This is a genomic window from Gelidibacter sp. (genome assembly GCF_035577925.1).
Classification (GTDB): Bacteria; Bacteroidota; Bacteroidia; order Flavobacteriales; family Flavobacteriaceae; genus Gelidibacter.
Genome location: NZ_DATJCY010000272.1, coordinates 1 through 19009, shown reverse-complemented (window position 1 = coordinate 19009; position 19009 = coordinate 1). Strand labels below are relative to the sequence as shown.

General features: G+C 36.9%; 16 protein-coding genes and 1 tRNA gene. 5 read left to right on the top strand and 12 right to left on the bottom strand.

Annotated elements, in window-relative coordinates:
* Positions 1-774: transcription termination factor Rho (gene rho, locus VNJ50_RS10755; RefSeq protein ID WP_325581728.1), on the top strand; the 774-nt coding region annotated here is incomplete at its 5' end.
* Between the two features lie 210 nt (positions 775-984).
* On the opposite strand, the gene VNJ50_RS10750 is transcribed toward rho, so the two are convergent.
* The 7 genes from VNJ50_RS10750 to asnB all read right to left on the bottom strand — a co-directional run bounded on the left by VNJ50_RS10750 (position 985) and on the right by asnB (position 11186).
* Positions 985-1059: transfer RNA gene (locus VNJ50_RS10750), tRNA-Val, on the bottom strand.
* 233 nt (positions 1060-1292) lie between these two features.
* The gene (secDF, locus tag VNJ50_RS10745) at positions 1293-4271 is read right to left on the bottom strand and encodes a protein translocase subunit SecDF (RefSeq protein ID WP_325581726.1); all 2979 of its coding nucleotides are present in this window, start codon (positions 4269-4271) and stop codon (positions 1293-1295) included.
* Positions 4272-4484: 213 nt separating this feature from the next.
* Positions 4485-5132 carry a hypothetical protein gene (locus VNJ50_RS10740; RefSeq protein ID WP_325581724.1) on the bottom strand — a complete coding sequence of 216 codons (648 nt, stop codon included), beginning with the start codon at positions 5130-5132 and terminating at the stop codon, positions 4485-4487.
* Between the two features lie 144 nt (positions 5133-5276).
* Positions 5277-5939 (bottom strand): DUF4412 domain-containing protein, encoded by a 663-nt coding sequence (locus VNJ50_RS10735; RefSeq protein WP_325581722.1) that lies wholly within the window; start codon positions 5937-5939, stop codon positions 5277-5279.
* A 102-nt stretch (positions 5940-6041) separates the two neighbouring features.
* The gene (gene mdh / locus VNJ50_RS10730) at positions 6042-6962 is read right to left on the bottom strand and encodes a malate dehydrogenase (RefSeq protein WP_325581720.1); all 921 of its coding nucleotides are present in this window, start codon (positions 6960-6962) and stop codon (positions 6042-6044) included.
* Positions 6963-7247: 285 nt separating this feature from the next.
* A complete protein-coding gene (gene gyrB, locus VNJ50_RS10725) occupies positions 7248-9188 on the bottom strand; it encodes a DNA topoisomerase (ATP-hydrolyzing) subunit B (RefSeq protein ID WP_325581718.1) in 1941 nt (646 codons plus the stop codon).
* 327 nt (positions 9189-9515) lie between these two features.
* Complete coding sequence (gene asnB, locus VNJ50_RS10720) at positions 9516-11186, bottom strand: asparagine synthase B (RefSeq protein WP_325581716.1); 1671 nt, start codon at positions 11184-11186, stop codon at positions 9516-9518.
* Positions 11187-11442: 256 nt separating this feature from the next.
* Here asnB and VNJ50_RS10715 point away from each other — a divergent pair, with 256 nt between their 5' ends.
* Positions 11443-11982 (top strand): DUF2911 domain-containing protein, encoded by a 540-nt coding sequence (locus VNJ50_RS10715; protein WP_325581714.1) that lies wholly within the window; start codon positions 11443-11445, stop codon positions 11980-11982.
* A gap of 72 nt (positions 11983-12054) precedes the next feature.
* Here VNJ50_RS10715 and VNJ50_RS10710 read toward each other — a convergent pair whose 3' ends face one another.
* Both VNJ50_RS10710 and VNJ50_RS10705 read right to left on the bottom strand, forming a co-directional pair.
* Positions 12055-12687 carry a 7-carboxy-7-deazaguanine synthase QueE gene (locus tag VNJ50_RS10710; protein WP_325581712.1) on the bottom strand — a complete coding sequence of 211 codons (633 nt, stop codon included), beginning with the start codon at positions 12685-12687 and terminating at the stop codon, positions 12055-12057.
* A 65-nt stretch (positions 12688-12752) separates the two neighbouring features.
* Positions 12753-13199: a Rid family detoxifying hydrolase gene (locus VNJ50_RS10705; RefSeq protein ID WP_325581710.1), complete on the bottom strand. Its 447-nt coding sequence runs from the start codon at positions 13197-13199 to the stop codon at positions 12753-12755.
* 289 nt (positions 13200-13488) lie between these two features.
* Between VNJ50_RS10705 and VNJ50_RS10700 the strand changes: the two genes are divergently transcribed.
* The 3 genes from VNJ50_RS10700 (at position 13489) to rluF (ending at position 15760) form a co-directional block, all read left to right on the top strand.
* On the top strand, positions 13489-14043 hold the full coding sequence (locus VNJ50_RS10700) for a hypothetical protein (protein WP_325581708.1): 555 nt from the start codon (positions 13489-13491) through the stop codon (positions 14041-14043).
* A 97-nt stretch (positions 14044-14140) separates the two neighbouring features.
* Positions 14141-14968 carry an alpha/beta hydrolase gene (locus VNJ50_RS10695; protein WP_325581706.1) on the top strand — a complete coding sequence of 276 codons (828 nt, stop codon included), beginning with the start codon at positions 14141-14143 and terminating at the stop codon, positions 14966-14968.
* Between the two features lie 18 nt (positions 14969-14986).
* Positions 14987-15760, top strand: coding sequence for a 23S rRNA pseudouridine(2604) synthase RluF (rluF, locus tag VNJ50_RS10690; protein ID WP_325581704.1), 774 nt, complete (start codon positions 14987-14989; stop codon positions 15758-15760).
* A gap of 14 nt (positions 15761-15774) precedes the next feature.
* Here rluF and VNJ50_RS10685 read toward each other — a convergent pair whose 3' ends face one another.
* The 3 genes from VNJ50_RS10685 to argS form a co-directional block, all read right to left on the bottom strand.
* Positions 15775-16653 carry a bifunctional 5,10-methylenetetrahydrofolate dehydrogenase/5,10-methenyltetrahydrofolate cyclohydrolase gene (locus tag VNJ50_RS10685; RefSeq protein WP_325581702.1) on the bottom strand — a complete coding sequence of 293 codons (879 nt, stop codon included), beginning with the start codon at positions 16651-16653 and terminating at the stop codon, positions 15775-15777.
* A gap of 109 nt (positions 16654-16762) precedes the next feature.
* A complete protein-coding gene (gene ffh, locus VNJ50_RS10680; RefSeq protein ID WP_325581700.1) occupies positions 16763-18091 on the bottom strand; it encodes a signal recognition particle protein in 1329 nt (442 codons plus the stop codon).
* 105 nt (positions 18092-18196) lie between these two features.
* Positions 18197-19009, bottom strand: an 813-nt coding sequence (gene argS, locus VNJ50_RS10675) for an arginine--tRNA ligase (RefSeq protein ID WP_325581698.1), incomplete at its 5' end; no start/stop codon positions are given.

The following is a 19009-nucleotide window of genomic DNA, read 5'->3' as shown; positions in this document are numbered from 1 at the left end:
ATGGATTTGTTTTCGCCGATTGGAAAAGGACAACGTGGCATGATCGTTTCGCAACCCAAAACGGGTAAAACCATGCTTTTAAAGGATGTTGCCAATGCTATTGCTGCTAACCATCCGGAAGTTTATCAAATGATTTTGTTGATTGACGAACGTCCAGAAGAGGTTACCGATATGCAACGAAACGTTAGAGGAGAAGTTATCGCCTCAACTTTTGATAAGGAAGCGCACGAACACGTAAAAATTGCAAATATTGTTTTGGAAAAAGCAAAACGACTGGTAGAATGTGGTCATGACGTCGTGATCCTTTTGGATTCCATTACACGTTTGGCACGTGCCTATAACACTGTGCAGCCAGCCTCTGGAAAGATATTGAGTGGTGGTGTTGATGCCAATGCACTTCACAAACCAAAACGCTTTTTTGGAGCTGCGCGTAATATAGAAAATGGAGGATCGCTTACCATTATCGCCACGGCATTGACCGAAACGGGCTCTAAAATGGATGAAGTAATTTTTGAAGAATTTAAAGGAACCGGTAATATGGAGTTGCAATTGGATAGAAAAATCTCTAACCGTCGTATTTTCCCGGCTATCGATTTAACCTCTTCAAGTACACGTAGAGATGATTTATTGTTGGATGAAACTACCATTCAACGCATGTGGGTGATGCGCAAATATCTTTCGGACATGAATCCTGTGGAAGCTATGGAATTCATCAACGACCGATTTAAAAAGACTAGAAACAATGAAGAATTTTTATTGTCAATGAACGGCTAATATCTAAATTAGCTGAATCCTATAAAAAAGCCCGAGTTACAATAAACTTGGGCTTTTTTATTTTTCTGAAACTTGGAATTCTATTTTAACAACGTAATCAAATGATGTTGAAATGACTTTTATTATCGGGTTTTTAATTTTACATAGAAAAAAACAAAACCACTATAAAAACAAAAATCCTGATGCGCTTGCATCAGGATTTTATTCCGGTGGTCCATACTGGATTCGAACCAGTGACTTCCACGTTGTCGACGTGACACTCTGAACCAGCTGAGTTAATGGACCGGCTGTTTTGAGGGCGCAATTTACAACTAATTACAGAGGTTTCCTACTTTAGGATATTCTTTTTTACAAATATTATAGGTGATTATTTTATCTATTTTCGTAACCAAGTAGCCCTAAAAACCTGACTATAACTATTCAACATCGTTTACGATTAAAAAATAAAAAACCGTCTCAATTTTGACTATTGAGACGGCTTTTTTATTTATAAACAGTTTTACTAAAACCTAGTACTTTTACTGTTCGACAACAGCATCTTCTTTATTTTTAGAAGTATCGTACATTATTGGCGACGCTAAAAATATTGATGAGTATGTCCCTACAACAATCCCCATAATAATAGCAAACAACATCCCTCTTAATGAATCTGCACCTAATAAGAACATTGCCATTAGAACGATTAACGTGGTTAACGATGTGTTCAAGGTTCGACCAATTGTATTATTGATTGCATAGTTAACATTGCGCTTGCCATCAAAACCGCCACGTTCTGTAATAGTCTCTCTAATTCTATCAAAAACAATAACGGTGTCATTCAATGAATAACCAATCACCGTTAGGATCGCAGCAATAAATGCCTGATCCAGCTCCATTGAAAACGGCATAAATGTATAAGCAATTGAGAACACGCCCAATACAACAATAACGTCGTGCGTTAAGGCCACAACCGCTCCAAAAGAGAATTGCCATCTTCTAAAACGCAATAGGATATACAAGAACATCACCACCAAAGATCCTAAAACAGCCCATAAAGATTCCTTTTTGATATCATCTGCAATGGTTGGACTTACCTTACTGGAGAACATTTGGCCAATTTTCTGTTCACCTGAACCTGTTTTAAAATCTTCATAAGTCATTCCTTTAGGAAGGTATTTGGCTAAAGTTTCAAAAAGTTCAAATTGTACTTGCTCATCAACTTCTGAGCTCGTATTATCTACCATATACTTAGTAGATATTTTTAACTGATGGGAAGATCCGATGGTTTTAACCTCCGCACTTCCAAAAGTTTCTAAAACATCGGCTTTAACTTCTTCCGGATTAACTTCCTGGGCAAAACGCACTTGATAGGTTCTTCCTCCTACAAAATCAATTCCTTGATCTAGACCTTTGGTAAACAACGAAAACAAACTCAGGACAACTAATGCAGTCGAAACAATATAAGCAACTTTTCTTTTGCCCATAAAATCAATGTTCATATTTTGGAAAAGCCCTTTTGAAACAGCTGTTGTAAATGTCAATTTATTGCCTTTGCCAATATACCAATCTACACACAATCTTGTAATGAAAATTGCGGTAAATAAAGAGGTGATAATACCAATGATTAAGGTTGTCGCAAATCCTTTGATTGGACCTGTACCAAATACAAATAAGATAATTGCAATTAATAAAGTAGTGATGTTTGCATCCAAAATTGATGACAATGCATTACTAAAACCATCTTTTACAGCTTCAATTTGGCTCTTGCCCTTTGCTAATTCCTCTTTAATCCTTTCAAAGATAATAACGTTCGCATCCACCGACATACCAATGGTTAAAACAATTCCCGCTAAACCTGGAAGGGTCAGTACGGCGCCCAATCCAGCAAGCACACCAAATATCAATAAGATATTAAGAACCAAGGCTATATCTGCAAACAAACCTCCTTTACCATAATAAACGGTCATCCATGTTAACACTAATGCCAATGCAATTAAGAATGAAGACGTTCCACTTTGGATAGCTTCTTGGCCTAAAGATGCACCTACTTCGTCAGCTTGTACAATATCAGCTTTAGCTGGTAGTTTTCCTGCTCTTAATACGTTTGCCAAGTCAATCGCTTCGTTAAGTGTAAACGACCCTGATATTTCAGAATTTCCTCCAGAAATAGGTCCTGTTGTCACGCCCGGTGCAGAATATACTATATCATCAAGTACAATGGCAATTTGACTTTGCTGCGCATAAGCTCTTCCGGTCATTTCTTCCCAGATTTTCGCTCCTTTACTGTTCATTTGCATACTTACCGAAGGTTGGTTCCTTTGGGTATATTGCTGGCTTGCATCCGTAATAACAGCACCACTCAATTCTGGTGTATTGTCTCTGTTTCCTTTGATAGCATATAAATCGATGTACTCACTGTTTTTTGCCTGAATACCCCAAGCAAATTTCACATAGCGCTGATCGGCTGGTAACAAAGATCTTACTTGTGGCATATTTAAATAGGACATTACCAAGTCTTTATCTTTAGCTTCAAAAGTAGCTACTACAGGGCCACCAGATCCATAACCTCTCAATAAATCAAAGATTGGGTTTTCACCAACTTCGGTAGAATCTGTTTCTGAAATAACACCAGTCAGTTCTCTAATTTTACTATCGGCATCATCAATGGTATCGGTTACAATTTCGGTTTCCGCGATTTCAGTTTTGGCAGTTTTACTAACTAAAGGCTTTAAAGCTTCATTGGCTTGCGCTAAAAACGGAAGGAATTCCTCACCTCTATAAACATCCCAAAACTCTAATTGCGCAGTACTTTGCAATAGGTTTTTGATACGTTCTACATCTTTTGCACCCGGAAGCTCTACTAGAATTCGCCCGGTGTTGCCCAATCGTTGGATGTTTGGAGACGTCACCCCAAATTTATCAATACGTTTGCGCAATACTTCAAAAGCAGAAACGATAGATTCATCCACTTTTTTTCTGATAATCGGCTGAACAGCACGATCTGACATATCAATATTAATTTCTTCGCTTAATGATCTGTTGGCGAAAATTTCGGGAGATGCCAGTTTTTGATTGCCCTTTATTTTATCGAAAGCAATAAAGAAGTCATCAACATAAGCGTTTTGACTTGTTTTTTGAAGCTCGGTGGCATCATCTAACGCTTTATTGAATACAGGATCTTTACTATTGTTTGCCAAACCTTTTAAAAGGTCTTTAACAGAAATTTCGAGAATAACGTTGATCCCACCTTTAAGGTCGAGACCTAAATTCATCGCTTTGTCTTTGACCTCATTGTAGGTATAATTTGCGATCCCCATATTAAATACGTTAAGATTTGATATGGAATCCAAATAACTTGCTTCATCTGCAGCGCGTTGTACAGGGTCATTAGATTTAAGTGCCGCAAACTTTTCGGCACGATCTTCAATTTGGTTAGCCTTGAATGTAAATGATAATTGATAAATACTTACCAATCCAAATAACACAGCAAACAGCTTTACTAATCCTTTGTTTTGCATTATTTTATTTTTTTAAGTCAAACTTACCCAAAGTTTTGGGTGCGCAAATATAAAATTTACAGACCATTTGACAATTGTTTTTTATGATTAAGTTGGACAGCTTAAAGCTTCTATAGTTTTACCCAACGAGGGATTCACTTTTTAGCTTTTATCTATACATTTTTGATTGTAAAAATGGGAAGAATAAAAATTTATTGGTCTTTAAAAATCCCTTTAAGACAAAGGACCTGCCCTGACTTCCGGAATTTTATGTGATCGGTAATCTTTTACAATGCCAATAGATCTCTGAAAACTGAAATCTACTTTTAAGATAGGTTCACCACCACCAAAAAAAGGTTCTTGTGACGCTATAAAAAGATTAGGATTTAAAAACCTTTGTTTTGCTGTTTTTAGTTCAACAGCACATTGGCCTCCTAAACTTGAATATGAATTTTGTCCATCCTTAATTTCATAAACATCAAGCTGATAAACTATAGACGTATCTTTTGTTGGAATAGGTAATGGAATTTCATTTTTTGTGGAAGATATAAATCCTAGAGCGAGGTCTTTTTGGGCAGACAGTAATTTTTTGATGTTTTTAACATCGGTCGTACTGTAATAACTGATAACTAACCTGCCATCTTCCTGCTCGCCAACATGAATGGAAGAAACACCTATGCGCTTTAATTCTTGCTCAACAATTGCCACAGTTTGTTGTGTATCATTCAAAGAAACATCCTCATTGGCAAACTGCAAAACAATTTCCTGATTAGGCAATGTTATTTGATGTTGACCTAAAATACTCCCCAATACAGCTACAAAAATGAGTGCTGCACTAAAGTACAATTTGGATTGTATTTTTATTTCTTTAAAGATTTTCAACGGGTTTAGTTTATTTTGACAGCGATCAGCAAATTCAAAAAGTAAATTCTATGGACAATTGGTCGGCAAATATATAAAAAATAATCCCGATTGTTATCGGGATTATCTAGAGTCTTAAAGTATTATGGTCATATTAAAGTCAGCTTACATACCTGGAAGATTATCAACTTTTGAATAACCTTCTGGTGGTGTCAAACTGAATTTGTCATCGGATACTTTTTCTGCTTTAATTTCGGTCACTTCAATCACCATATTTAATGCCATACCTTGTTGCAAAATACTGATATCCATGTACAACGGAAAACCTTCAAAATCTTTGCCAAATGACGCCGTTTGCTGAGAAATTGCTTTTAATTTGTTGGTAGTATAAATGGCCATGGTCATATCTGCTCCATCCTTTGCCATCGTCACATTATACCGTTGGCACTCATAGCCCAAAACCGTCTTTTTTTCATTGGTTTTCACAATTTTCATATTCTCCAAATCTTCCTTTGATGGTGAAATATCAGCCTCCATATATTTTTTACCAATCATGGCATTATCCATTAATACCATAGATTTTTTTGAGGTATTATTAGCAATAAATACTGTAGTTCCTGTCATTGGATTACTGGTTTCTGAACGTGTTTTGTCGTTCTTAAAATAAGTGGTCGAAATCATATTGCCCATCATGGCCAATTGTGCATTTACCTGCTCATTATCACTAGACATGGTTTGTTTTGAAATGACGACGCCTTCATCAATTTGCTGTTGTGCGTTCATTGAAATACTGAACACACAGACTAGTAAAAATATTATTTTTCTCATGTTTTATTAGTTTCTAGTTGATATAAAAAGTGCCTAAACTTGTGATTAAATACTTCAACTTTAGGCACTGAAATTTAAAACACCTGTAAGTGTGTTTATAGATTACAATAAATTGTTTACCACTCTAACTGCATCTGCACTTTCATTCATATTGGCTTTTTCGGCATCATTTAGGTCAATTTCTACAATCGTTTCAATACCATTTTTACCTAAAATTACAGGAACACCAAGACAAATATCTTTTAAACCGTATTCACCATCCAATAATACCGAACATGGGAACATTTTCTTTTGGTCGCATGCAATGGCTTGAACCATGCTGCTAACGGCTGCACCCGGCGCATACCATGCCGAAGTACCTAACAATTTGGTAAGAGTGGCTCCACCAACTTTGGTATCTTCTAAAACTTGGCTCAAACGCTCTTCTAACAAGAACTCAGATACTGGTACACTGTTTCTGGTTGCCAAACGCGTTAATGGAATCATACCGGTATCACTATGGCCACCAATAACCATGCCGTCAACATCGCTTATTGGAGCACCAAGAGCTTCTGCCAATCGGTATTTGAAACGTGCAGAATCTAATGCACCGCCCATTCCGATGATTCTGTTTTTTGGAAGGTTTGTTGATTTATGAACCAAATAAGCCATGGTATCCATAGGATTGCTCACCACGATAACAATAGTATTTGGCGAATACTTAATTAAATTTGAAGACACCTCTTTTACAATACCAGCATTGATACCGATTAGTTCTTCGCGGGTCATTCCCGGTTTACGAGGAATACCAGAAGTAATCACACAAACATCACTTTCAGCAGTTTTAGCGTAATCATTAGTAACTCCTGTTATTTTTGTGTCAAAACCGTTTAAGGATGCCGTTTGCATTAAATCCATGGCTTTACCTTCTGCAAAACCTTCTTTAATATCCAATAGAACAACTTCGCTCGCAAAATTCTTGATGGCAATATATTCTGCACAGCTTGCCCCTACGGCTCCTGCTCCAACTACTGTAACTTTCATAATTATATGTATTTTTTAATGTGAAACTTCAAATTTAGAATGACTACAAAATTACGAATTAAATTGTTTTTTTATAAAGAAAGCCCAAGATTTCCAATATAGTTTTCAATTTCAACAAATAATATACTTATCTATTAACAAAAATCGTTAAAGAGACATTCATAAAATGATTTGTGCTATTAATTCAAAAACAATAAGCTTCTAAATTTCATCTTTCTTATTGAAAATAGCCATAAAAAAACACCGGAATCCCGGTGTTTTTTGAATATAAAACTGATATTATTCTTAGGCATCAATTTTTGCATATACTGCATTTTTCTCGATAAATTCTCTACGAGGTGGCACTTCATCGCCCATCAACATAGAGAAAATACGATCGGCCTCACCGCCATTATCAATTTGAACCTGACGTAAAGTTCTAAACTCTGGGTTCATTGTAGTATCCCAAAGTTGCTCGGCATTCATCTCTCCAAGACCTTTATAACGTTGGATACCAACATTTCCACCAAATTGCTCCGAAATTTCATCACGTTCCTTATCACTCCAGGCATACTCTTTACGTTGTCCTTTTTTGATTAAATATAATGGAGGCGTGGCGATATAAATATGGCCATTTTCAATCAGTTCCTTCATATATCTAAAGAAGAAGGTCAAAATTAAAGTAGCAATATGACTACCATCAATATCCGCGTCACACATGATGACCACTTTATGGTAACGTAATTTTGAAAGGTTAAGCGCCTTACTGTCTTCTTCGGTACCGATGGTAACGCCCAAAGCTGTAAAAATATTCTTGATTTCTTCGTTTTCAAAAACACGGTGGGTCATGGCTTTTTCAACATTCAGAATTTTACCTCGCAATGGCAAAATAGCTTGAAACGCTCTGTCACGACCTTGTTTTGCAGTTCCACCTGCCGAATCGCCCTCCACTAAAAATACTTCACATTTTGAAGGATCCTGCTCAGAACAATCACTCAGTTTCCCGGGCAGTCCACCAATACTCATCACAGTTTTTCGCTGTACCAATTCTCGGGCTTTTTGGGCCGCATGACGCGCTTGTGCCGCAAGAATAACTTTCTGCACAATCACCTTTGCATCTTCTGGATTTTCTTCCAAATAATTGGTCAACATTTCAGAAACCGCTTGACTTACAGAGGCCGAAACCTCTCTGTTTCCAAGTTTGGTTTTTGTCTGTCCCTCAAATTGTGGCTCTTGAACTTTTACCGAAATAATAGCGGTTAATCCTTCACGGAAATCATCACCTGCAATTTCAAATTTTAGGTTTTTGAGCAATCCAGAATCATCGGCATATTTTTTAAGCGTATGCGTTAAACCACGTCTAAATCCAGATAAATGCGTTCCGCCTTCGTGCGTATTAATATTGTTGACGTACGAGTGTAAATTTTCTGCATAACTTGTGTTGTAAATCATGGCAACCTCAACCGGAACGCCGTTTTTCTCGCCTTCAAAAGCAATCACCTCACGGGTTAACGGCTCACGGTTTCCATCCAAAAACTTGATGAATTCCTTTAAACCTTCTTCTGAATGGAATGTTTCACCCTCAAAAGTCCCATCTTCTTTTTTGTTGCGCTTATCAATTAAGTGAATGGTAATTCCTTTATTTAAATAAGCAAGCTCACGCATTCTACTCGCTAAAGTATCATAGCTATATTCAACCGAATGGGTAAAAATAGTGGCATCTGGTTTAAACGTGATGGATGTTCCTCTTTTATCGGTTTCACCCACTTTCTTAACAGGATACATTGGTTTTCCTTTTTCATACTCCTGCTCCCAAATCTCACCATTTCTATAAACTACTGCTTTTAAATGATCGGATAATGCGTTCACACAACTCACACCAACACCGTGCAATCCTCCAGAAACCTTATATGAATCTTTATCGAATTTTCCACCGGCACCAATCTTGGTCATAACAACCTCTAATGCAGATACACCTTCTTTTTTGTGCAAATCGATAGGAATACCACGACCATCATCTTCAGTAGTAATCGAATTATCCTCGTTAATTATTACGGTAATATTATTACAATGCCCTGCCATGGCCTCATCAATGGAGTTGTCCACCACCTCATAAACCAAATGGTGCAAACCTCTCGTTCCGGTATCTCCAATATACATCGACGGACGCAAACGAACGTGCTCCATGCCTTCTAATGCCTGTATACTATCCGCCGAATAATTATCCTTATTAAACTCTTCTTTCATAATAGTGTTTATTCTTAATTTTTTGTTCTTATTTTTCGAATAGACTTTATGTACATAAAATAACATAAAGTCATAAAAAAAATGACACTTGCGTATCATTTTGAATACCTACAAAGATACAAAATTATGAGGCGTTTTGAAAGTTTTTCACCACTTAACCCTCAAAATTATCAACATTTGTTAGTTACGTGAAAGCGGCTTAAATCGCCTAAAAAGCAGCTTAAAACACATATTTATAAATTTTAACATCTTCATAAAAGGTCAAAAACACCAAAATCCCGCTAAGACGGGATTTTGGTGTTAAAAAATCAAATGTAATTTACTGTTTTATGCTTTTACATAAGCATCAGAGTGGACTTTTGCTACAGCGCGGCCACTTGGATCGTTCATATTTTTAAAACTCTCGTCCCACTCTAAAGCTATTTTGGTGCTGCAGGCCACTGACGCTTCTTGGGGCACGCATAATGCTGCCGTATCACTCGGAAAATACTCTGCAAAAATGGAGCGGTAATAGAACTCTTCCTTACTTGTTGGTGTTTGCAATGGGAATTTATACTTGGCATTGGCCAACTGCTCATCAGTCACTTCATTATCAACCATGATTTTTAAGGTATCAATCCAACTATAACCGACGCCATCACTAAACTGCTCCTTTTGTCTCCAAACGATGCTTTCGGGCAGCATATCTTCAAAAGCTTTTCGAACCACCCATTTTTCCATACGCTCACCATTGATCATCTTGTCTTGTGGATTAATGCGCATGGCCACATCCATAAATTCTTTATCCAAAAACGGTGTACGGCCTTCAATCCCCCAAGCTGCCAAACTTTTATTGGCACGCAAGCAATCATACATGTGCAATTTACTCAGTTTTCGAACCGTTTCATCATGAAACTCCTTCGCATTTGGCGCTTTATGAAAATAGAGATAACCACCAAACAATTCGTCTGCACCTTCGCCTGAAAGAACCATTTTAATACCCATTGATTTTATCACACGAGCCATCAAATACATCGGTGTACTGGCACGAATAGTGGTGATATCATAAGTTTCAAGGTTATAAATAACATCTCTTAAAGCATCCAAACCTTCTTGTATAGTAAATTTTATTTCATGATGCACCGTCCCGATATGATCGGCAACTTTTTGAGCAGCAGCCAAATCAGGCGACCCTTCCAAGCCTACCGAAAAACTGTGCAGTTGTGGATACCAAGCAGCTTGTTTATTATCCGTTTCAATACGTCTGTCGGCATATTTCTTGGCAATAGCAGACGTTACCGACGAATCCAATCCGCCGGAAAGCAAAACACCGTAAGGCACATCACTCATCAACTGTCTGTAAACTGCGGCTTCCAAAGCTTCCCGAATAGCCTTGATACTGGTTTCGTTATCCTTTACGGCATCAAATTCTGTCCATTCACGATTGTACCACTTTACAAACTCGCCATCCTTACTACTCATATAATGTCCTGGAGGAAATAATTCGATTTTAGTACAATAACCTTCCAGTGCCTTCAATTCTGAAGCCACATAAAACGTCCCGTTTTGATCCCAACCTATATATAATGGAATAATCCCCATGTGATCGCGAGCAATAAAATATTCGTCTTTTTCAACATCATAAATGGCAAATCCGAAGATACCGTTCATTTCATCAATAAAATCGACCCCTTTTTCTTGATATAAAGCCAAAATCACTTCACAATCACTTTCAGTTTGAAACTTGTAATCTGGAAATTGTTTTCTTAAAGCCCTATGGTTATAAATTTCGCCGTTGGCAGCCAAAACCAATTTTTTATCTTCACTAAACAAAGGTTGTTTTCCCGAAGCAGGATCAACAATTGCCAAACGCTCATGCGTCATAATCGCTTTGTCATTATTAAAAACGCCACTCCAATCCGGTCCGCGATGACGGATTATTTTAGACATTTCCAATAACTGAGGTCTTAAATCTTCTGCTTTTTGTTTTAAATCAAACGCACATACAATTCCACACATAATGATATATTTTAGTAATACTTTTTATTATAATTCTTAGGCAAAGATGTAAACTTCATTTCGATTAGAAAACCAATTGAAGTTAAATGGTTACATATTATAATAATATTTAGATTAATTATGCAAATAAGAAAGAACAACTATTAAAAATTAAAGATTTTCTAAATAATTGTAAACTTTAGCCGTTCACAAAAAAATTATAATAATTTTAAGATAATTTATACTTAAGTTTATCCTATAAAAAAAATTGCATTTTATGAAAACAACTTTAAGAACCTTAGTATTAGCCTTAGTATTAGCTTGGTCCTACACTGCCAATGCGCAAAAATTTCCTGGTTTAGATCCAAGTCCTATGGATGCCGCAACCTTTCCCAACAATTACAAAATTGCCGAAAAATCGATTAAGGTTATTTATAGTCGACCTCAATTAAAAGGAAGAGAGGTCACTAAATTGGCTCCACATGATGAAGTTTGGAGAACGGGCGCCAATGAAGCTACCGAAATTACATTTTACAAGCCTGTAAAGTTTGGAAATGTTAAGATCAAACCGGGCAGCTATACCTTATTTACAATTCCAGGTCAGAAAGAATGGACTATTATTTTAAGTTCTGATATTAATGTTTGGGGCGCTTACACCTATAATGAAGAACATGATGTTGCACGCCTCAAAGTTCCTTCAACACAAAGCAAGGATATTTTGGAAGCATTTTCGATTGTTTTTGAAGAATCTGAAACTGGGGCGGATATGTATATGGGATGGGGCGATGTTAGAGTAAAAGTACCATTTGGTATCTAATTGATTCCTGTTTGAAATATTACAAAAAAAAACAAAAAAAGAGTTTAGCTGTTCTAAACTCTTTTTTTGTTTTTATGGAATATTCAAATACTTATGGGTTTGCAACGAGACTTTCCATTTGGGATTAGCCATCACATAATCCACAATTTCAGGAATTACCTTATCGCGTTTACTCCATTCGGGTTGTAAAAACAAAATACAGTCTTCATTAACTTTTGCGGCTTGTTCTTCCGCAAATCTAAAATCGTCTTTATTATAGATAATACATTTTAGCTCGTTGGCTTTTTTATAAACTTCGTCGGTAGGCAATTTCATTTTTTTAGGCGATAAGCAAATCCAATCCCAAATACCCGTTAATGGATGCGCCCCTGAAGTTTCGATGTGCGTTTGCACGCCTTTTTCTTTTAGTTTTGAAGTCAACGGATTCATATCCCACATTAAAGGTTCACCACCGGTAATCACCATGGTTTTACTGTAACGCACCGCATTTTCAACAATGGCATCAACCCGTGTTGGTGGATGCAATTCCGCATCCCAACTTTCTTTGACATCGCACCAATGACAGCCTACGTCGCAACCGCCCAGCCGTATAAAATAAGCGGCTTTTCCTTGATGAAACCCCTCTCCCTGAATGGTATAAAACTCTTCCATCAAAGGCAACATAAGGCCTTTATCTACCAATTCTTGTTTTTCAATTTTTGTCATAGCGTGCAAAGATACTTCATAATCTTATCATACAAGTTCTTGCAAACAAAGTTTTAAAACACTATTTATTTTGAGGCGATCACTTCAATTTCAATGCTTGCGTTGGCAGCCAATCCTGCAGCTGCAAACGTAGTACGTGCCGGTTTATTAGGAAAATAGGTGGTATAAATTTTATTGAATGCAGCAAAATCATTGATATCTTTCAAAATAACAGTGCATTTGACCACCTTATCCAAAGACGATTGGTGATGTTCCAGAACCGCTTTAATATTTTCAATACATTGTTTAGTTTCGGCCTCAATACCACCTTCAACAAGAAGACGGGTTTTATGATCCATTCCTAATTGACCACTTAAAAACAGCAAACCATTACTTTCAACTACATCGCTAAACGGTGCATCCTGTCGCAAAGATTCATGCGATTTATAAAAAATGGGCGCATCAGATTTTTGTTGGCACCCCAAAACAAATACGGTAAATAAAATAACGGCTAAAACAGAAGTAACTTTCATTTTTTTATCTTTTAAACTTGCCTAAAATTATACTATTTTTATGCAAAATTTCCAATTAATGGCCAGAAAGGACGGATTTTTTAAACACTCCAAAACAAAAACCACAATAAAAACATATTTATAACCCTATTAAACAGAGTGTTGCATCAATATAAATATATAAAAACAGTGTTGCACATACATTCTAAAAAACCTTTATCAACAATAGGCCGTAAGCTGGATTTACTTAAAACTCAACATACAATTAATAGCCAACATTTTATTTTACGGAATTAAATTAACATACAAAATGCAAAAATCACTTACTTACATTGCCATAGGTTCATTATTACTAAGCGGTTGCGGAAAAAATCAAGATCCTTTTCTAATTCAAAAACAAAACATTGGAAACTTAACGGATTCCACACAAGTCAAGGATTTAAAATTAATTTTTGAAAAGGACTCCGTTGCAGATTATAATGGCGCTGATGAGTTTACCAGAAGCATTAATAATATCGATATTTTTGACAAAAACGGTAAGGCATTATTAACTCTTTCTCCTGATAGAATAGCAGATTCAACGGCTATCGTTACAAGTGTTCGTATTTTAGATCCGCGTTATAAAACCGAGAAAGGCATTTCAATAAAGAGTACTTTTAAAGATATTGACAATGCTTATACGGTTACAAAAATTGACAATCTCATCAATTCGATTGTTGTGAGCGTAAAGGAAATTAATGCTTCATTTACCATTGATAAAGCAGAGCTGCCTTCCAATTTACGTTTTGACCGAAGCCTTAACATCGAAACTTCCCAAATTCCGGACAACGCTAAGGTGAAGTATTTCTTTGTGCATTGGAACTAAATAGCCAACACTTACATATTACTCCAAACTCTATTAAAAAATATCATTTTTGATAAAATAAGCAAGCATAAAAATCAGCTTGTAAGTTAAAATACCCATGAAAAAACTCATTGTCAAACTGGTTGGAAACTACATCAACGTCCTGAGCTATTTCTCAAAATCAAAAGCCGCCAACAAAGCCATGCATTTGTTTATGACGCCAAGAGCCGGCAAAATAAGCGAAGAACAATCCAGTTTTTTAGACACTGCCCAACAAGAAGAACTTCATCATGAAACCTATCCAATCATGACCTACAGATGGATTGGAAGCAAACAAACCATATTATTGGCGCATGGTTGGGAAAGTAACTCGGCACGATGGAAAAACCTAATCACAACCTTGAAAAACAAAGGTTATGATATGATTGCGCTCGATGCGCCAGCTCATGGACAATCAGGAAGTGACGTTTTTAATGCGATTTTATATGCCGAATTTATAAATGTTGCTGCCCAACGTTTTTCTCCTGATATTCTTATTGGGCATTCTGTGGGCGGTATGGCCTGTGCATTATTCCAAAGCAAATACCAACCTGTCAAATTAAAAAAGATGATCCTGTTGGGATCTCCTTCAGAATTTAAAGATGTTATGAAGCGTTACACAGATATGCTAAGCTATAATAAACGCGTCATTTCAGAATTGAACCGCACTATTGAAACCCGTTTTGGAAACTCGGCAGACACCTTCTCAACGGCTAAATTTTTGGAATCCTCAGCGTCCGAAGGTTTACTAATCCATGATAAAAACGATCGCATCATTCCTTATAACGATGCACTTCTTATAAATAACAGTTTTAAAAACAGCCAACTTATCACCACAAAAGGTTTGGGGCATTCCTTAAATCACCCATCGGTTACCGAACATATTTACACGTTTATTAACTCATAAAACTGTTATCTTTGTGGCATGGAAGAAAATCTCAAACGAATCAACAAATTTTTAAGCGAGGTTGGCTATTGCTCACGACGCGAGGCCGACAAACTTATTGAAGCAGGTCGTGTTACCATCAATGGAAAGATTCCAGAAATGGGAACAAAAATCTCAGAAAAAGATGTGGTTCATGTAGATGGAAAACCTATTAAAGATTCAAAAGAAGGTTTTGTGTACTTGGCATTCAATAAACCAGTTGGCATAGTTTGCACTACAGATACACGCGTTGAAAAAGACAATATCATTGATTTTATTAACTATCCGAAGCGCATTTTTCCTATTGGGCGGCTTGATAAACCTAGTGAAGGATTAATTCTTTTGACCGACGACGGCGACATTGTCAATAAGATATTGAGAGCCACCAATAATAATGAAAAGGAATATATTGTGACGGTTGACAAACCTATTTCACAAACTTTTATTGAACGCATGTCCAACGGCGTTCCTGTTTTAGATCGCATTTCAAAAAAATGTGTAGTTGAAAAACTAGGCACTTATGAATTTCGGATTATTTTGACGCAAGGTCTCAACCGACAAATCCGAAGAATGTGTGAGTATCTGAACTACGAAGTCCAAACCTTAAAGCGTATTCGAATCATGAATATCAAATTGGATATGCCAATAGGAACGCATCGTGAATTGACAGCCGAGGAATTTGAGGATTTGAATGCACTTTTGGCAGATTCTAAGAAACAAGAAGTTGCGCAAGCAAAAACTTCGTCCCGAAGATCTAATAGAAAAACCAAATAGTATTTTTTTGGTTTTTATTTATTTTGACGCTCTCTCGCCAACAACGTATTTTTAAGTAACATGGCAATGGTCATCGGTCCAACACCTCCGGGAACCGGCGTAATATAACTTGCTTTTTTGCTGACATTTTCAAAATCCACATCACCAGTTATACGATACCCTTTTTCGGTAGAATCGTCCGCAACTCTTGTGATACCAACATCAATAACCACGGCGTCATCTTTAACCATTTCTGCTTTTAAGAAATTTGGAACGCCAAGTGCGGAAATAATAATATCAGCCTGAGACGTAATTTGTGTAATGTTCTTAGTATGACTGTGCGTTAATGTAACGGTCGAGTTTCCGGGAAATCCTTTTCTTCCCATCAAAATACTCATCGGACGGCCAACAATATGGCTACGGCCAATAACCACCGTATGTTTTCCTTGGGTATCAACGTCATACCGCTCTAACAATTCCAAAATCCCAAAAGGGGTTGCTGGAATAAACGTGGACATATCTAAGGCCATTCGTCCAAAGTTCATCGGATGAAAACCATCCACATCCTTATTTGGATCAACCGCTAAAAGTACTTTTTGAGTGTCTATTTGTTCGGGTAATGGCAACTGGATAATAAACCCATCAATATCTGGGTTGTTGTTTAATTCATTAATCTTATCCAACAATTCAACTTCACTGGTCGTACTGGACAAACGCACCATGGTAGAATCAAACCCGACAGCTTCACATGCTTTTACCTTACTTGCTACATAGGTCAAACTTGCACCATCACTACCCACAATAATCGCTGCAAGGTGCGGTACTTTTTCGCCATTAGCTTTCATTTTTTTTACCTGTTCAGCAATTTCATTCTTAATATCGTTGCTTACTTTTTTACCGTCCAGTAGTATCATATTCTTGTTAGTTTAATTTACCGCAAATACACAAATCATTTTCGCGCAAAAACGCAAATTCTTTATTTATCTTATCCTAATTTTCAACTAAAATTGAAAACCCAGACTTTTATCTCATATTCTTCATCGCCTGCATCATGGCTTTCCCTTTACCCCCTTGCATCATTTTCATCATTTTGCTCATTTGGTCAAATTGTTTGAGCAACTGATTGACCTCTTGTACAGAAGTTCCTGAGCCTTTACCAATACGTTTTTTTCTACTGGCATTAATAACCGACGGATTTGTTCTTTCCAATGGCGTCATAGAATGGATGATCGCTTCAATACCTTTAAAGGCATTATCATCAATGTCAATATCTTTCATCATCTTTCCTGCTCCAGGAATCATCCCGATAAGGTCCTTCATGTTCCCCATTTTCTTGATTTGCTGAATTTGTTTCAAGAAATCATCAAAGCCAAATTGGTTTTTTGCAATTTTCTTTTGAAGTTTACGTGCTTCCTCTTCGTCAAACTGCTCTTGAGCACGTTCAACCAGCGAAACAACGTCACCCATCCCCAAAATACGATCGGCCATACGCGATGGATAGAAGATATCAATAGCTTCCATTTTCTCACCGGTACCAATAAACTTAATGGGCTTATTGACGACTGATTTAATCGAAATAGCCGCACCACCTCGGGTATCACCATCTAATTTGGTAAGGATAACCCCATCAAAATTTAAAACATCGTTAAACGCTTTTGCTGTATTAACGGCGTCCTGACCCGTCATGGCATCTACCACAAACAAAGTTTCTTGTGGCTGAATGGCTTTATGGATGTTGGAAATTTCGGTCATCATCGCTTCATCTACTGCCAAACGACCGGCGGTATCAATAATCACAACGTTATGACCGTTGGCTTTGGCATAGGCAATACCTGCTTTGGCAATAGCCACCGGATCCGTATTACCACGATCACTAAAAACATCAACATTGATTTGCTCTCCTACAACATGAAGCTGATCAACGGCAGCCGGGCGGTACACGTCACAAGCTACCAATAATGGTTTTTTTGTTTTTTTGTTTTTAAGAAAGTTGGCTAATTTTCCAGAAAACGTCGTTTTACCAGAACCTTGTAAACCAGACATCAAAATAACACTCGGATTGCCAGAAAGATTAAGTCCTTCGGCATCACCGCCCATAAGTTCAGTTAATTCATCTTTAACCAACTTTACCATCAACTGTCCAGGTTGCAAAGTGGTCAATACATTTTGGCCTAATGCTTTTTCCTTAACGGTATTGGTAAAATCCCTAGCGATCTTAAAGTTAACGTCCGCATCCAACAACGCTCTTCGCACTTCTTTCAAAGTCTCGGCAACGTTGACTTCCGTAATACTTCCATGTCCTTTAAGAACATGTAAGGCTTTATCTAACTTTTCACTTAAATTATTAAACATATCTTTTGAGTCTTGTGTTTGCAGCGCTAAAACCGCAAGAATTAAATTTTGAGTCGCAAATTTACATATTTGATATCTATTTATAAAACCTAAAACGGTAATAAATTACATACGCTCAGGGACATCAATTCCTAATAAACCAAATGCATTTTTAATAGTTACACCAACTTTATTTGACAACGCTACCCTGAACGCCTTTTCATTATCATTCTCTGCACCAAGAATTGACACATTTTGATAAAAAGAATTGAATTCCTTCACCAAATCATACGTATAATTTGCTATTAAAGCCGGACTATGATTATCGGCTGCGTTTTGAATTATTTCAGGAAAAAGCTCTAGTTGTTTGATCAGTTCCTTTTCTTTTTCATGAAGCTCAATAAGCGTTTTATCAAAAGGAACATTTAGATCGGCTTTTCTTAAGATCGATTGAATTCGGGCATACGTATATTGAATAAATGATCCTGTATTTCCTTGAAAATCGATGGATTCCTTTGGATCAAATAAAATTCGTTTTTTTGGATCGACCTTTAGAATATAATATTTTAAAGCACCCAAACCTATGGATTTGTAAAGCGCTTCCTTTTCATCATCGGAATAACCTTCAAGTTTGCCCAACTCCTCAGAAATTTCTCTGGCCGTTTGTGTCATTTCTAACATCAATTCATCGGCATCAACTACGGTACCTTCTCTACTTTTCATTTTCCCAGAAGGCAAATCGACCATCCCATAACTTAAATGGAACAGGTTTTTCGCCCATTCAAAACCGAGTTTTTTGATAATTAAAAACAACACCTGAAAATGGTATTCCTGCTCATTGCCGACCGTATAAACCATACCGCCAACATCAGGAAAATCTTTAACACGTTGAATAGCCGTACCAATATCTTGAGTCATATAAACCGCTGTGCCATCAGA

Coding starts and splice junctions, on each gene's coding strand:
- secDF (WP_325581726.1), bottom strand. CDS start 4,271: ATGCAAAACAAAGGATTAGTAAAGCTGTTTGCTGTGTTATTTGGATTG.
- VNJ50_RS10735 (WP_325581722.1), bottom strand. CDS start 5,939: ATGAGAAAAATAATATTTTTACTAGTCTGTGTGTTCAGTATTTCAATG.
- VNJ50_RS10715 (WP_325581714.1), top strand. CDS start 11,443: ATGAAAACAACTTTAAGAACCTTAGTATTAGCCTTAGTATTAGCTTGG.
- mdh (WP_325581720.1), bottom strand. CDS start 6,962: ATGAAAGTTACAGTAGTTGGAGCAGGAGCCGTAGGGGCAAGCTGTGCA.
- ffh (WP_325581700.1), bottom strand. CDS start 18,091: ATGTTTAATAATTTAAGTGAAAAGTTAGATAAAGCCTTACATGTTCTT.
- VNJ50_RS10700 (WP_325581708.1), top strand. CDS start 13,489: ATGCAAAAATCACTTACTTACATTGCCATAGGTTCATTATTACTAAGC.
- rluF (WP_325581704.1), top strand. CDS start 14,987: ATGGAAGAAAATCTCAAACGAATCAACAAATTTTTAAGCGAGGTTGGC.
- asnB (WP_325581716.1), bottom strand. CDS start 11,186: ATGTGTGGAATTGTATGTGCGTTTGATTTAAAACAAAAAGCAGAAGAT.
- VNJ50_RS10710 (WP_325581712.1), bottom strand. CDS start 12,687: ATGACAAAAATTGAAAAACAAGAATTGGTAGATAAAGGCCTTATGTTG.
- VNJ50_RS10685 (WP_325581702.1), bottom strand. CDS start 16,653: ATGATACTACTGGACGGTAAAAAAGTAAGCAACGATATTAAGAATGAA.
- VNJ50_RS10705 (WP_325581710.1), bottom strand. CDS start 13,199: ATGAAAGTTACTTCTGTTTTAGCCGTTATTTTATTTACCGTATTTGTT.
- VNJ50_RS10695 (WP_325581706.1), top strand. CDS start 14,141: ATGAAAAAACTCATTGTCAAACTGGTTGGAAACTACATCAACGTCCTG.
- gyrB (WP_325581718.1), bottom strand. CDS start 9,188: ATGAAAGAAGAGTTTAATAAGGATAATTATTCGGCGGATAGTATACAG.